Genomic DNA, 14,850 nt, shown 5'->3' on the forward strand with positions numbered 1-14,850 from the left:
CCTGGGCTGCGAGTCGGCCAAGCCCAGCAACCTGAGCCTGGTCCTCTGCCACTAGTGAGATCCGGTGCCCGGGACGGCCAGCGACGGCGGCCGTCCCGGGCACGCTCGTTCCCGGAGGGAGGAGGACCCGTGCGGGCAGCGGACCGGCTGGTGGCCGAGACCGTGCGGCGGGGCGGGCCGTGGCTGGCCGTGCTCGCGATCGTCTCCGTCCTGGGGGCGTTCGCCCAGCTCGCGCTCCCGCTGTTGCTGGGCGGGACGGTCGACGAGCTGGTGGCCGGCGCGCGGGGGGAGGCCGGCGACGTGGCGGCCTGGCTCGGCGCCTGCGTCGGCGTCGTGGTGCTGGGCGTCGTCTGCGACGCCTTCGAGGTGTGGGCCTCGGGATCGAGCGGGGCGCGCGCGTCGGCCTGGCTCAAGGCCCGGGTGGTGCGCAACGTCCTCGGCGTGGGGCCGGCGATGACCCGCCGGTTCCCCGAGGGCGAGCTGGTGACCAGGATGGGCCTGAACACCGAGGAGATCGGGCGTGCCCCCGAGGCGGTCGTCACCGCGGTGGCGCTGGTCATCCCGACCGCGGGCGCCGTGGTGGCCCTCACCCTCATCGATCCCCTGCTGACCGTGACGCTGGTCGCCGGGCTCGTCCTCATCGCGCTCGTCCTGCGCGCCTTCCTCGGCGCGAGCACCACCGTGGCCGGTGAGTACCAGGCGGCGCAGGGCGACATCGCCGCCCGCCTGGTCGACGCCCTGGCCGGGGCCCGTACGATCGCCGCCGCCGGCACCGCCGACCAGGAGCGGGCGCGGGTGCTGACCGCCCTGCCCCTGCTGCGCAGGCACGCCATGGAGATGTGGCGGGTCAACGCGCGGGCCGGCGTGCAGGCCGGGGCCGTGGTCCCGCTGCTGGAGGTCGCCGTCCTCGGGGTGGGCGGGCTGCGCCTGGCCGCCGGGGACCTCTCGGCCGGTGAGCTGTACGCCGCCGCCCGCTACGTCGTGCTCGGCGCGGGCCTGGGCTCGGCGCTGGGACATGTCGGCCGCCTGGCAAGGGCGCGGGCGGCCGCGGTGCGGGTGGGGGAGCTGCTCGCCGAGGCGCCCCGGGCCTACGGCGCCCGGGCGCTGCCTCCCGGGCCCGGCGCGCTGGAGTTCGACGGCGTCGACGCGGGCGTCCTGCGAGGCGTCGACCTCGTCGTTCCCGGCGGGCGGGCGGTGGCCGTGGTCGGCCGCTCCGGCGCCGGCAAGTCGCTGCTCGCCGCGGTCGCCGGACGCCTGACGGACCCCGACCGCGGTACGGTCCGCCTGGACGGCGTACCGCTGTCCGAGCTCTCCAGCGAGGCGCTGCGCGCGGCCGTGGGGTACGCCTTCGAGCGCCCGGTGCTGCTCGGCGGGACCGTGGGCGGCACCGTCGCCCTGGGCGCCGACGACGCCCCCGCGTCCGCGTCCGTCCCCGGCTCCCCTTCCGGTTCCGGCCGCGATCCCCGGTGCGCCTCCGGGCGGGACGAGGTCGTGCGGGCGGCGGCGCGGGCGGCCCGTGCCGACGCCTTCGTCCGGCGGCTCCCGCTGGGGTACGACACGCCGCTGGAGGAGGCGCCCATGTCCGGCGGGGAGCGGCAGCGGCTCGGCCTGGCCCGCGCCTTCGCGCAGGGACGGCGCCTGCTCGTCCTGGACGACGCGACCTCCAGCCTGGACACCGTCACCGAGCGCCAGGTCGCCCGGGCGCTCTCCGGGGAGCTGCGCGACCGGACGCGGCTGATCGTGACCCACCGGGCGGCGACCGCGGCGGCGGCCGACCGGGTGATCTGGCTGGACGACGGCCGGGTGCGCGCCTTCGCCGACCACCGCTCCCTGTGGGCCGATCCGGCCTACCGCGCCGTCTTCCAGGCGGAGGCCCCATGAAGGGCGACGACTCCGTGAGGGGTGGGGGCGCCGTGGGGGGCGCGGGCTCGGTGGGGGGAGGGGGCCCCGCGGCGGGCGGGGGCGCCGTGGACCGGCCGCTCCGGCGGGCGCTCCTCAGGGACCCGTACCAGCTGGTCAGGCTGGCGGGCTGGTCGGTCGCGGAGACCGCGCCCTCCCTGGTCATCGGCCTGGCCATCGCGCGGGCCATCGACGAGGGCTTCGGCGCGGGGCGGCCCGGGACCGGTTTCGCCTGGCTGGCCCTGCTCGGCGGCGCGTGGCTGCTGGCCGCGGTCGGCGCGCGGCAGGTCGTGCTGACCGTCGCCGCGATCGTGGAGCCGTTCCGCGAGGAACTGCTCGCGCACGTCGTCGACGACGCGTTGCGCCACTCGGCCGCCTCCGGCCGCGGTCCGGGGGCCGGGGCGGTGGCGCGCTCCAACCTCCAGGTCGAGCTGGCCCGCGACGCGTTCGCCTCGGTCGTCACGGTGGTCAGGTCGTTCGCCTTCACCGTGGTGAGCGTGGCGCTCGGGCTGGCGGCCCTCGTCCCGCAGGTGCTGGTGCTGGTGCTGCCGCCGTTCGTCGCCGGGCTCGTCGTCTTCCTGCTGTCGCTGCGCGCCCTGGCCAGGCGGCAGCGGGACTTCATCCTGGCCGACGAGCGCACCTCCACGGCGCTGGCCGGCGTGGTGGGCGGGCTGCGGGACATCACCGCCTGCCGCGCCGAGGCCCGGATGGCCGACGAGGTCGGCCTCCAGGTGGCCGGGCAGGCCCGCGCGGCCCGGTCGCTGGCCCGGGTGACGGCGATGCGCACGGTGGCGCTGGCGGTGGGCGGCCGGTTGCCGATCCTGCTGATCCTGGCCGGTACCCCCTGGCTGATCTCCGAGGGCGCGGGCGCCGGGGTGATCCTGGGCGCGCTGGCCTACGTCACGCAGTCCCTGGCGCCCGCGCTCGGCAACCTCGTGGAGGGGCTGGGGATCAACGGGGTCCGGCTGCGGGTGGCGCTCGGCCGGCTGCTGCGCGACGGCGACCCGCCCGCGCGGGCGGGCGCCCGGGTCGCGGCCGCCACCCGGGACGGCGGGGCCGAGCTGCGCGGCGTGACGTTCGCCTACGGGCCGCACGCCGAGCCGGTGATCGACGGCCTGGACCTGTCGGTGGCCGAGGGCGACCACGTCGCCGTCGTGGGTCCCAGCGGCATCGGCAAGTCCACGCTCGCCGCGCTGCTGACCGGGCTGCTGCGGCCCTCGTCCGGCCGGGTCGTGGTGTGCGGCGTGCCGGCCGAACGGCTCGACCCCGCCGGTCGGGTGCTGATCCCCCAGGAGGCCTACGTCTTCCGCGGCTCCCTGCTGGAGAACCTCGTCTACCTGGCCGGGGACGCCTCGCCCGGGGCGGTCGACGAGGCGGTGGCCGAGATCGGCCTGACCGGCCTGGTCGCGCGGCTGGGCGGTCTTTCCGCCGAGGTCCGTCCCGACCTGCTCTCCCCGGCCGAACGCCAGCTCGTCGCCTTGGCCCGCGCCTACCTGGCCCCGGCCCGGCTGGTCATCCTCGACGAGGCGACGTGTCACCTGGACCCGGTGGCCGAGGCCCGCGCGGAGGAGGCGTTCGCCAGGCGGGGCGGCACGCTCGTCGTCATCGCCCACCGGCTGACCTCGGCCCTGCGTGCCCGGCGGATCCTCGTCATGGACGGCACCAGCGTGCGGACGGGCACCCACGAGGAGATGCTCGCCACCTCCCCGCTCTACGCCGACCTGGCCGGGCGGTGGGACCCTTCGTCCCCGGCCTCCCCGCCGTCCCCGGCCTCCCCCGCCGGGCCACCGCCTCTCGCGCCCGGCCCCCCGGTCCGGGCCCACGGTCTCCCCACCGGAGGAACCCGATGATCTACCCTCCCGCCGAGCGGCAGCCGGTCGTCGACCACCTGCACGGCCGTGCCGTGCCCGACCCGTACCGGTGGCTGGAGGACCCCGCCGCCCCGGAGACGCGGGACTGGTCGGCGGCCCAGGAGGAGCTGTGGCGCGCCCACGCCGACGCGCTGCCCGGCCGTGACCTGTGGCGCTCGCGGGTGGCGGCGCTGGCCGGCGCCGGGTCCGCCGGCACGCCGGCCTGGCGCGGCGAGAGCCGGTTCTTCCTTCGCCACGCGGCCGGGAAGGAGCACGCGATCCTCTACCGCGCCGGTCCGGACGGGGCGGAGGAGACGCTGGTCGACCCGGCGGAGCTCGACCCGAGCGGGCTGACCACGCTCGACCACTGGCAGCCGAGCCTGGACGGCGGGCTGCTGGCCTACCAGCTCTCCCGGAGCGGGGACGAGCGCTCGGAACTGCGGGTCATGGACGTCGCCACCCGGCGGACGGTGGACGGCCCGATCGACCGGTGCCGGTACGCGCCCGTGGCGTGGCTGCCCGACGGGAAGTCCTTCTACTACGTCCGCTCGCGCCAGGTGCGCCTGCACCGGCTCGGCACCCCGGCCGACGACGACGCCGTCGTCATGGGCGAGGAGCGTTCGTACGGCCTCGGGCTCGACCACGACGGGCGCTGGCTGACGATCGCCGCGCCGGCCGTGGGCGGCGGCAACGACCTGTGGCTGGCCGACCTGTCGGCCTCCTCCCCCGAGTGTCCCGACCTGCGGGTGATCCAGCGGGACGCGGGCGTGGCGACGCTTCCCGCCGTCGGCCGCGACGGCCGCCTGTACCTGCTCACCACGCTGGGCGCGCCCCGGGGCCGCCTGTGCGTGGCCGATCCCGCGCGGCCGGACCCCGAGCACTGGTCCGAGCTGGTGGGCGAGGACACCGAGTCGGTGATCGGCGAGTTCGCGATCGCCGGGCCGGTGCTCCTCGTCTCCCGGACCAGGCACGCGGTCGGCGAGATCGGCGTCCACGACCTGGCGACCGGGGAGCGGCGCGGGGCTGTGCCGCTGCCCGGTCTCGGTTCGGTCCGCGGGCTGACGACCCGCCCCGAGGGCGGCCACGAGGTCTGGTTCACCTACACCGACGGCGTCACGCCCGTGGGCGTGCACCGCTACGACACGCGCACCGGGCGCACGTCGCTGTGGGAGGCGGCGCCCGGCGCCGTGGAGGTGCCCGAGCTGGAGAGCCGTCAGGTGGTCTGCTCCTCGTCCGACGGCACGCCGGTCCGGATGGTCGTGCTGGCCCGCCCCGGCTCCGGCCCCAGACCGGCGATCCTGTACGGCTACGGCGGGTTCGGGGCCTCGCTCACGCCGTCGTACTCCAGCTACGTCCTGCCCTGGGTCGAGGCCGGCGGGGTGTTCGCCCTGGCCCAGGTGCGCGGCGGCGGCGAGGAGGGCGCGGACTGGCACCGCGACGGCATGCTGGAGCGCAAGCAGAACGTCTTCGACGACTTCGCGGCGGCGGCCGGGAAGCTCGTCGCGGACGGCTGGACCACCCCTGCGCTGCTGGGCGCGTGCGGCGAGTCCAACGGCGGGCTGCTGGTGGGCGCCGCGCTGACGCAGCACCCGGAGCTGTTCGCCGCCGCGGTCTGCTCGGCGCCGCTGCTCGACATGGTCCGCTACGAGCGCTCCGGGCTGGGACCGGCGTGGCGCTCGGAGTACGGCTCGGCAGACGACCCCGAGCAGCTCGGCTGGCTGCTGGGCTACTCCCCCTACCACCGCGTCACGAAGGGCGCCGACTACCCGGCGACGCTGCTGACGACCTTCGGCGGCGACTCCCGCGTGGACCCCCTGCACGCGCGCAAGATGTGCGCGGCGCTGCAGTGGGCGACGTCGGGCACGCGGCCGATCCTGCTGCGCCACGAGGACGGCGTCGGCCACGCCTCCCGCTCGGCGGACCGCGCGATCGGCCTGGCGGCCGACATGCTCGCCTTCCTCGCCGCCCACACCGGCCTGGGGATCGGGACGGCACCCGGCTCAGGGTCCGCGTGAGCTCGTCGAGGCGCCCGGTGCGGGCCGGCCGGCCGTGAGCGCCGTCGACGACGGGCGGGTACGGCGGCACGTGGCCGCACTCGAAGAGGGACGGGGGGAAGGTCGTCCCCCCTTCACCGTCACGAGGCCCGGGTGCGGGTGATTCCCGATCCGGGTGCCGGGACCGAGCCGGGCCGGTGCCCGCCTGCCGTTCCGGGCGGGCGCCGCCGGCCGGCCGGGTCATCCGAGGGGCGGGAACCGCTCGACCCGCGAGTGGGCCTTCATCGCCTCGAAGTTGGCGTCGTAGGCGTCGTACAGGCCGGGCGTGGTCAGGTCGCCGACCTTTCTCAGCGTGAGCTGCACCTCGTCGGCGCCGCGAAGCGAGCCGTTGGTCATGTTCGGGCTGCCCGTCCAGACCTGCTTCGCGCCGGAGGAGTTCCTGACCAGGATGTACTTGGAGTGGACGAAGGTGGAGGCGTAGCTCGCCCTGTCGTTCCAGGTCGTCACGCCCGCCGCGCGGAGCTGCCCGACGACGGCGGTGTCCTCGTCGGTCACGACCTGGACCTCGCAGCCGCGGGTGACCGCGGAGGCGAGTGCGGCGATCACGGGACGCTTGGGCGGGTCCTCGCGGGACCAGTCCGGGACGGCGATGCGGATGCTGCCGTGGTCAGCGCCGTTCTTGCAGTCGGTGCCGCCGATGAGGGAGACGACCGGGTCGCCGCTGCTCTTGGGGTAGAACTGCACGTCGGAGTCGCCGGGGGAGATGACGTACCCGCGCTCGGCCCAGTAGTCGTCGTTGCGGGCGGTGTTCGTCCACAGGTCGGTGAAGAACCCGCGAAGGTTCACCGAGAACGGCGACTCCCACGGCAGCCCGCCGTACACGACGGCGTTGTTGGCGGCGCTCCAGCCGCCCGCGTACTTCGCCCAGTTCTGGGACGTCACCAGGATGACGTTGCTGACCCCGTCGGTCCTGTCGAAGATGATGAACTTGGCGTGCTGGTCGTAGGTGCCGAAGCAGCCGCCGCCGTTCTCGCCGCCGACCACGGTCCCGCACGTCTCGACCCTCGACGTCGTCCCGTCGAAGGCGGCCTTCAACCGGGTGATCGAGCTCTCACCCGCGTGCCGCCCGCCGATGACGAGCTGCACCTTGACGCCTCGCGCGGCCGCGGCGGCCAGGGCGACGCGGATCGGGTTGGGTTCGGCGCCGTTGTCCTCCTTGATGGCGAAGGCCGCGACCTTGATCGTTCCGGTGGCCTTGTCGATCAGGTCCACCGCCTTCGCCTCGATCGAGCGATCGTTCGGCAGGGTCAGGATGACCTCGCTCGCCACGGCGGCGTGAGCCGGCCCGGCGATCACGGTGATCAGGCCGGCAGGGAGAAGCAACGCGGACAGGAAGGCGATCCAATGTCGCACGGGCGAACCTCTCGTTGAGGGATTTGCCCGCATTTTAGAGTGGAATAGATCGTTTCTCTTCATCGTGGTGAGCGAAAAACACGGTTCCGCCTTCTACAGAAGTGATCGTGGTCATGCCGCCGTGGTATTCGGTCCCCTCCCGCTTGGATTAAGTGCGCCGACATATCCGGTGCGGTGAGGTCGTCCCCCAAGACGCGGCATGTCGCACGGCGCGATCGGGATCGTGACTTTTCAGCCCGGTCCCGGCGTCCGGGGCCGGCGGGGTCGGCGGGGTCAGCGGTAGCGGATCACGCCCAGCTCGGCCGGGTCTTCCGACCAGAGCCAGCCCGCCTGCCTGGCGATCTTGACCGCCTCGACGCGGGTCCGGGCGCCGACCTTGGTGAGGATCCGCGCCAGGTAGTTGCGCACGGTGCCGCCGGACAGGCAGAGCCGGTCGGCGATCTCGCCCACCGGCGCCCCCTCCGCCGCGACGCCCAGGACCTCCAGTTCGCGCGTGGTCAGCGGGTTCCTCTTGGCGTGCAGGGCGGCGACGGCCAGTTCGGGGTCGACCACCTGCTCCCCCGCGGCCACCCGGCGCACGCAGCCGGCGAGCTGGTCGGCCGGAAGGTCCTTGACCACGAAGCCGCGGGCCCCGGCGTCCAGGGCCCGGCAGAGCGCGGCCGGGGTGGCGAGCCCGGTCAGGATCACCGGCGCGCACTCGGGGAGCCTGTGGCGCAGTTCCGCCGTGGCGGTGAGTCCGTCGGTGCCCGGGAGCCCGATGTCGATGAGGGCGACGTCGGGCCGGAGCTGCATGCAGGAGTGGACCACCTCGTCGCCGTGACCGGCCTCACCGATGACCTTGATGTCGCTCTCCATGGAGAGCAGGGCGACCATGGCCCCCCGGACGAGATGCATGTCCTCGGCGATCAGGACACTGATCATGAATCTTCTCCCCTGGTTCACGGTGAGGTCCCGCTCAATCCGGGGTCACTACCCCCAGAAGTTGGGTGATTACCGCAAGTCCGAGTTAAACACGGATCTGGGGATATAGAAGTGGGATCGGTCCAGGTGAGAGGCACACTCGCGCATGAAAAGAATTTAATTCCAGAAGTGGCCGCCTAATACGACCTACAATTTCCTAATTTGTCTTCTTTTCGGTTTTTTTTCGGACAGCCGATTCCGGGTCGGTGGGCGCCGGTGGCGTGCCCGGGGTGTCAGAGGCCGTCCGGCGGGCGGTTCTCCCAGGCCCAGGCGGCGATCCCGACCCGGTTGCGCACCCCGAGCTTGGTCATGATGCCGGAGACGTGGCCCTTGACCGTGCTGAGCGAGATGAACAGCTCGGCGGCGATCTCCTGGTTGCTGCGGCCCCTGGCGATGGCCCGTACCACCTCCGTCTCCCGTTCGGAGAGAGGCCGCGCGGACCGGGGGGCCGACGGCGCGGCGGCGGCCGTGAGACGGCGCAGCAGCCGCAGGGTGACCGACGGCGAGACCAGGGCGTCGCCGGCGTTCGCCGCCCGGACGGCCTCGACGAGCAGGACGGGCCCGGCGTCCTTCAGGACGAAGCCGACCGCCCCGCCGCGCAGCGCGTCGTGGACGTACTCGTCGAGGTCGAAGGTGGTGACCACGACCACCCGCAGCGGGTCCGCGACGCCGGGACCCGCCAGGAGGCGGGTGACCTCGATGCCGTTGAGGCGGGGCATCCGGATATCCACGAGGCACACGTCCGGGCGGAGACGGCGGGCCAGGGCGACCGCCTCGGCGCCGTCGGCGGCCTCGGCGACCACGCTGATGTCGGGCTGGTCCTCCAGGATGAGCCGCAGGCCGCGGCGGATCATCGACTGGTCGTCGGCCAGCAGCACCCGGATCGTCACCGGCGGGCCCGCGCGGGGACGGGCAGGGTGGCGAGCACGGCCCAGCCGGCCCCCGGGCGCGGTCCCGCGCGGAGCGTGCCACCGAGGGCATCGAGGCGTTCGCGCATCCCGACCAGCCCGTACCCGCCGCGACGGTACCCGGCGGGGGCCTGAGGGGCGTCGTCGACGACCTCGACGACGACGGAGTCGCGCTCCTGGACGACGCGGACCGTGACCGACCGGGCCTGCCGGGCGTGGCGCGAGACGTTGGTCAGCGACTCCTGGACGATCCGGTGGACGGTGACGGCCACCTCCGGGGGCCACGCCGACTCGTCGGCCGAGAGGTCCAGGCGCACCGCCGGACCGTGTTCCCGGCCTTCCTGGACGCCTTGACCTCCCCGGTCGCCGAAGCGTTCGACCAGCTCGCCGAGGCGTTCGGGGACGGCCGTGGCCGAAGGCGCGTCACCGGCGTCGCCCAGCAGGCCGACGACGCGCCGCACCGCGGCCAGCGCGTCGGAACCGGCGGTCTCGATCTCCGCGAAGGGGCCCTCCGCCCTCTCCGGCCGCCTGCGGGCGGCGAGTTGCGCGGCCTGGGCCTGGAGGACGATGCCGGTGACGTGGTGGGCGACGACGTCGTGCAGTTCCCTGGCCAGCGCCAGCCGCTCTTCGCGGCGCACCCTCTCGGCCGCCGCCCGGTGCCGGGCCTCGAACAGCCGCGAGCACGACCCGAGCGCGAGGCCTGCGAGCCACGCCGCGGCGTTCAGCGACGTCACGGGCGGGAGACCCGAGGAGGGCGGAACGGCCGGCCAGGTGGCGGCGACGACCGCGAACCCCCCGGCCGCGACGGCGGCGGCGCGCGACGCCGGGAGCGCCCTGACCGCGGAGCCGACGAGCACCGACAGCGCCAGGGCCATGGCGGGCCCGGGCTCGCCGGGCAGCCCCGCGAGACGGGTGACCAGGACGGTGACCCCGGCGACGGCCAGGCCCGCGACCGCCGCCCGGGCCCGGTCGCGCCGGCGTACCAGGGCGATCGCGCAGACCACCGCCCCGGCCGCGCAGCCGAACCACCAGTGGGCACCGCCCCAGGTCACCGCGATCCGGTACGCCCAGAAGGCGAGCGTCGCCGCGAACAGGACGCCGAGCCCGGCGTCCGCCGCCCCCCGCGCCCGCCCGACCGGTCGATGCCGCACCCTCACGCCGTTCAGGGTAGACGTCCGGGCAGGCGGGCCGTACCGGCCGAAAGTACCGCCGCGGGCGGCGCCGACCCTGCCTGCGGCCGGTACCCGGCACCGGGCCGGGCCCGCAGGATGGGCGCATGCCACACGAAGATCAACTTTCCTCCGCCTCTCCCGGGTCCGAGGCGGCGGTCCGGCCCGGCCGGCCGCGGATCGTCGCCCTCGACGTGCTGCGCGGGTTCGCGCTGTGCGGGATCCTGGTGGCCAACGTCAGGCCGATCGCCAACGCCGGCGAGGTCGTCCTGCGACGTTCGCCGGTGGAGGCGCACGACGCGCACGAGGGCGTGCGGCAGGTCATGGGCATGGTCGTCGACCAGCGCTTCTTCCCGATCTTCTCCCTGCTGTTCGGGATCGGGTTCTCGCTGCTGCTGACCTCGGTCACGGGCCGCGTCGCCCGCCCGCGACTGCTCCTGCTGCGCCGCCTCCTCGCGCTGCTCGCGATCGGCCTGGCGCACTTCCTGCTGCTGTGGCGGGGGGACATCCTGACCGTCTACGCCGTCGTCGGCCTGCTGGTGCTGCTTCCCTCGACCTGGCTGCCGCGCCGGGCCGTGGCCGGTCTGGCCGTCGCGCTCGTCGCGACGGCCCTGGCGATCGGCGGCGACAGGACCGTGCTGGTCGCCGGGCTGTTCCTGCTGGGCTCGTCGCTGGTCCGGTACGGGGTGGCCGACCGCCTGGAGCACTCCACCCGGGTGCCGCTCCTGCTGGGCCTGGCCTTCGCGACGGCCGCGGCGCCCGCCCTGTGGGCGCAGACCACGCTGACCGGCGGCATGGACGACCGGTACTTCGGCTTCTGGATCCACACGGCCGGGGCACTGGTCGCGGGGGTGTACGTGTGCGTCCTGCTGGTGCTGCTCAGGACGCCGCTGCGGCCGGTGCTGACGGGTGTCCTCGCACCGCTGGGCCGGATGGCGCTGACCAACTACCTGACCGCCACGGTCCTGGTGCTGGGGGTCCGCCTGGTCCTCGGCGCGCCGCACGACTGGTCCCCGGCGACGGTGTACCTGATCGCCGCCGCCGTCCTCTGCGTCCAGTGGCCGTTCTCCGTCCTGTGGCTGCGCCGCTACCGCCAGGGTCCGCTCGAATGGCTCTGGCGCTGGGCCACCTGGGCCCGCCGCCCGCCCCTGCGCCGCGCGCCGGGGCGGTAGGACGGCCTCCACCCGCCCGGCGGCCGGGGTCAGATCGGGGTGGCGGCGGCGTGGTGTTCCAGGAGGACGTCCGTCAGCAGGTAGCCGCCGTGGATCAGCTGGCCCGGCGGGCGGGCCCGCAGTTCCCGGTAGTGAACGGCGATCCGGCTCGCCGCCGCGGCCGGGGTGGCCGCGCTCGTCCACAGCGCTCTCCCGCGGTCCACGGAGGCCGGGACGACCCACCAGAAACGGCACTCCTGGTCGAGGCGGACGACGAGCCCGTGGTAGACGGAGACGACCCGCTCCCCCGAGGGCAGGCGGTGCACGTCCGCCGGGATGTTGTGGGCGCGGGCCAGCAGGGCCGCCAGTTCACCGGCCCGGAGTTCGGCCGGATGGGGCACGAGGTCTCCGGGAGGGGTGTGATCAACGGTCACGCCGGCAAGGGTAGGGACCGCCCGGCGCACGGCTCAACGATGTTGCGCGATGTTGCGCGTTCACCGCGCGCGAAACGCCTCCGCCGCGCTCCGCAACATGTCGCGGGCCTGCCGCCCGTACGCGGCGGCGCCGCTCAGCGCCTGGAACGCCTTCTCGTACACGGCCACGTCGCCCGGGGTCCTGTGCTGGATCTGCCCCGGCACGGTGTCGATCCGGACCCGGTCGGTGTCGTAGATCCAGAAGTTCTCCGGCGGCATGAGCGGCGGCCTGGCCGTCGCCGGGACGATCCCGAAGGACACGTTGGCGACCCCCGAGGTCAGCTCCGCCAGCCGGTCGAGCTGCGCGGTCATCGCCTCGGGGCCGGCCAGCGGGGTGCGGAGCGCCTGCTCCCCGATGACGAAGGCGAACCTCCTGCCGCCGTCGCGCAGGACCTCCTGCTGCCGCAGCCTGGCCACCACCGCGGCGTCGATGTCGTCGGGGATGCCGCGGAAGTCGATGACGGTGCGCAGGTGCCCCCGCGCGTAGTCCTCGGTCTGCAGCAGGCCGGGGACGGCGGAGTGCTGCCAGACGCGGAACTGGCGGGTGCGCTCGTAGAGGGGCTGGAAGGAGCGCTGGACGTGGCCGAGACCGCTCTCCTCCAGGCGGCGCCACTCGATGTACATGGCCTCGATGTTCTGGGCGGCGGCGATGAGGTCGACCACCTGCTCGTCCGCGTCGCAGGCCTCGCACCACGTCCGGATGTCGGCCTGGTTGGGCATCTGGACCGCGTTCTCGATCTTTGAGATCTTGGTGTGGTCCAGGCCCGTCTTCGCCGCCAGCGCCCTCCCGGTCAGTCCGGCACCGGCGCGGAGCGCCCTGAGCCGGGCTCCGAGGATGCCCTTCGCCTCGTCGATGCGTGCCGTGGAGGTCGCCATCTCCGTCACCTCGTCACCGCGGGGGCCGGTCCTTCCGACATTCCGACCGTATGCCGCACATTTCCCTTTGTCGCGAAAATTGCGAATCGTTGCGCTGCCGCGGCGGGCGCTCGCCTCCGGGGCCGGGGGAGGAACCCCGGCCGCCGGCCGTCGCCGTCCGAACCGGAGCGGGCCGGGGCCGCCGTCCCGCACGCCTCGGCCGGTCGTCGTGACCGGCGACCGGCCGGGGTGGAGGATCAGGCGGGGTGGTGTTCGCGGCGCGCCGCGACGTGCCCGGTGAGCTTCTCCCAGTTGCCGGACCCGATCGCGACCTTCTCCTCGTGGGTGAAGGGCGCCTGTTCGAGGAACGAGCGGGCGACCCCGCCGGCGGTGTCGAGGAACGGGAATCCGCCGGGCCGGGTCCCGAAGGTGTAGGGGTAGTCGGTCGAGTACATCATGCGCCCGGTTCCGACGACCTCCGACGTCCACCTCATGTAGCGCTCGCTGACCGTGCCGCTGCCGCAGACCCAGAAGTTCCGCGTGAAGTAGTCGGCGAGCGGGCGCTCCAGCCGGGCGTTGTGCGCCATGACCCCGATGTGGTCGAGGTAGAACAGGACGACCTCGCCCCAGTGCCCCGCGATCACCTGCAGCCCCGGGTGCCGGTCGAAGACACCGGAGAAGATCATCCGCAGATACTGGACGCCCAGGTCGTAGTACCAGCCGAGGCCGGCCGTCGCGAGCCCCATCCCGGTGCTGCGCGTCAGCCCGGCCCCGTCGTCGAAGCCGGAGTAGTAGGCCTTGATGACCTCGGGGACCGGAGTCTGGGGATGGAAGTGCAGCGGCACCCGGAGGCGTTCGGCCGTGGCGTACAGGTCGTCGAACTCCGGGGCGTCGGCCGGCCTGTCCCCGGTACGCCCGTACAGCATCGCGCCGGGGAAGCCGAGCCGGGTCACCGCGCGTTCCAGTTCGGCCGCGGCGGCTTCGGGCGCCGCGGTGGGAATGGCGGCGAACGCCTGGAACCGGTCGGGTCGCCCGGCGACGATCTCGGCCAGCGCGTCGTTGGCCTCCCGGGCCACGCTGACGGCATCCCCGGCCGCGAGGTTCTGCACGCCCGGTGAGGCCAGGGACAGGACCGCGACATCGACGCCCTGGTCGTCCATGTCGGCGAGGCGGGCCTCCCCGACGTCCCGCAGACGTCGCGCGAAGGGCTCGTCACCGAAGCCGAGCTGCGGAATCCGCGGCACACCCGCCCCGGCCCACGCGTCGAGCAGCGAGGGCAGGGCGACGTGCTCCTCGAGCGCCACGATCTTGATCTTGTCCGGCATGCCGCACACCTTCATCCTGTTGTTTCCACTGGAACCACGATGACAGTATCACTGGAACTACCAGTGGAACCATATACGCGGTATCGTTGGAAAATGGAATCGAGCCCACCCCGCGGGGACGGCGCGGCCACCGTCGGGTCCGACACCGCGGCCACGGGCCGCGATCGACTCCGGCAGCGGGTCGTCGAGGCGGCCGCGGCCCTGCTGGCGCGTGAGGGGCGCGACGCGGTCACCACCCGCGCGGTCGCGTCCGCGGCGGGAGTGCAACCGCCGGCCATCTACCGACTCTTCGGCGACAAGGACGGGCTGCTCGACGCGGTCGCCGAGTACGGCTTCACCAGCTTTCTCATGACCAAGCACGTCGACCCCGATCCGGGGCACCCCGTCGACGACCTGAGGGCCGGCTGGGATCTGGCGGTCGAGTTCGGCCTGGCCAACCCCGCGCTGTACACGCTGATGTACAGCGAGCCCGTGAAGAGGACCTCGGCCGCGTTCGAGGCCGGCATGGAGGTCCTGCTGGGCCGTATCCGGCGTCTCGCCGTCGGCGGCTGGCTCCGCGTCGACGAGGAGCTCGCGGTCACGCTCATCCACGCCACGGCGCGCGGCGCCGTACTCACCTGGCTGACCCTGCCCGAGGACCGGCGCGACCCGGCCCTGCTGACCGTCCTCCGGGAATCCATGATCGCCGCCGTGACCGATCGGGAACCCGCCGTGCGGGACCCGGGTCCGGCCGGCGCGGCCCGCGCCCTGCGCGCCGCGCTGCCCGAGCAGACGACCCTCAGCGACGCGGAACGGCGGCTGCTGACGGAGTGGCTGGACCGCCTCGCCGCCGACGGCTGAGACGCCGTCCCCC

General features: G+C 74.3%; 12 protein-coding genes. 5 read left to right on the forward strand and 7 right to left on the reverse strand.

The window, feature by feature from the left end; translation table 11 throughout:
* Positions 1–129: 129 nt before the first annotated feature.
* The 3 genes from AB0G16_RS17340 to AB0G16_RS17350 are packed head-to-tail and all read left to right on the forward strand — an operon-like array spanning position 130 to position 5,764.
* A complete protein-coding gene (locus AB0G16_RS17340; RefSeq protein ID WP_362805579.1) occupies positions 130–1,881 on the forward strand; it encodes an ABC transporter ATP-binding protein in 1,752 nt (583 codons plus the stop codon).
* On the forward strand, positions 1,878–3,749 hold the full coding sequence (locus tag AB0G16_RS17345; RefSeq protein WP_362805581.1) for an ABC transporter ATP-binding protein: 1,872 nt from the start codon (positions 1,878–1,880) through the stop codon (positions 3,747–3,749). Before AB0G16_RS17340 ends, AB0G16_RS17345 begins: the two co-directional genes overlap by 4 nt.
* The gene (locus AB0G16_RS17350; protein ID WP_362805583.1) at positions 3,746–5,764 is read left to right on the forward strand and encodes a prolyl oligopeptidase family serine peptidase; all 2,019 of its coding nucleotides are present in this window, start codon (positions 3,746–3,748) and stop codon (positions 5,762–5,764) included. The genes AB0G16_RS17345 and AB0G16_RS17350 overlap by 4 nt, the downstream gene beginning before the upstream one ends.
* A 219-nt stretch (positions 5,765–5,983) precedes the next feature.
* Here AB0G16_RS17350 and AB0G16_RS17355 read toward each other — a convergent pair whose 3' ends face one another.
* The 4 genes from AB0G16_RS17355 to AB0G16_RS17370 form a co-directional block, all read right to left on the reverse strand.
* Entirely contained in the window at positions 5,984–7,156 is a 1,173-nt protein-coding gene (locus AB0G16_RS17355; RefSeq protein ID WP_362805585.1) for a phospholipase D-like domain-containing protein, read from the reverse strand.
* A gap of 273 nt (positions 7,157–7,429) precedes the next feature.
* Positions 7,430–8,077 carry a response regulator transcription factor gene (locus AB0G16_RS17360; RefSeq protein WP_362805587.1) on the reverse strand — a complete coding sequence of 216 codons (648 nt, stop codon included), beginning with the start codon at positions 8,075–8,077 and terminating at the stop codon, positions 7,430–7,432.
* Positions 8,078–8,349: 272 nt separating this feature from the next.
* Positions 8,350–9,006, reverse strand: a complete 657-nt coding sequence (locus AB0G16_RS17365; protein ID WP_362805589.1) for a response regulator transcription factor — start codon at positions 9,004–9,006, stop codon at positions 8,350–8,352.
* The gene (locus tag AB0G16_RS17370; RefSeq protein WP_362805591.1) at positions 9,003–10,181 is read right to left on the reverse strand and encodes a histidine kinase; all 1,179 of its coding nucleotides are present in this window, start codon (positions 10,179–10,181) and stop codon (positions 9,003–9,005) included. Before AB0G16_RS17370 ends, AB0G16_RS17365 begins: the two co-directional genes overlap by 4 nt.
* A gap of 119 nt (positions 10,182–10,300) precedes the next feature.
* Here AB0G16_RS17370 and AB0G16_RS17375 point away from each other — a divergent pair, with 119 nt between their 5' ends.
* Positions 10,301–11,365: a DUF418 domain-containing protein gene (locus AB0G16_RS17375; protein WP_362805593.1), complete on the forward strand. Its 1,065-nt coding sequence runs from the start codon at positions 10,301–10,303 to the stop codon at positions 11,363–11,365.
* Between the two features lie 29 nt (positions 11,366–11,394).
* On the opposite strand, the gene AB0G16_RS17380 is transcribed toward AB0G16_RS17375, so the two are convergent.
* The 3 genes from AB0G16_RS17380 to AB0G16_RS17390 form a co-directional block, all read right to left on the reverse strand.
* Entirely contained in the window at positions 11,395–11,778 is a 384-nt protein-coding gene (locus AB0G16_RS17380; RefSeq protein ID WP_362805595.1) for a hypothetical protein, read from the reverse strand.
* 60 nt (positions 11,779–11,838) lie between these two features.
* Positions 11,839–12,693, reverse strand: a complete 855-nt coding sequence (locus tag AB0G16_RS17385) for a helix-turn-helix transcriptional regulator (RefSeq protein ID WP_362805596.1) — start codon at positions 12,691–12,693, stop codon at positions 11,839–11,841.
* Positions 12,694–12,929: 236 nt separating this feature from the next.
* Positions 12,930–13,997 (reverse strand): amidohydrolase family protein, encoded by a 1,068-nt coding sequence (locus tag AB0G16_RS17390; RefSeq protein ID WP_362805598.1) that lies wholly within the window; start codon positions 13,995–13,997, stop codon positions 12,930–12,932.
* A gap of 93 nt (positions 13,998–14,090) precedes the next feature.
* On the opposite strand from AB0G16_RS17390, the gene AB0G16_RS17395 reads away from it, so the two are divergent.
* Positions 14,091–14,837 (forward strand): TetR/AcrR family transcriptional regulator, encoded by a 747-nt coding sequence (locus AB0G16_RS17395; protein WP_362805600.1) that lies wholly within the window; start codon positions 14,091–14,093, stop codon positions 14,835–14,837.
* Positions 14,838–14,850: the final 13 nt, after the last annotated feature.

Origin of the sequence: Streptosporangium sp. NPDC023615, assembly GCF_040640155.1 — a bacterium.
Lineage (GTDB): Bacteria > Actinomycetota > Actinomycetes > Streptosporangiales > Streptosporangiaceae > Streptosporangium.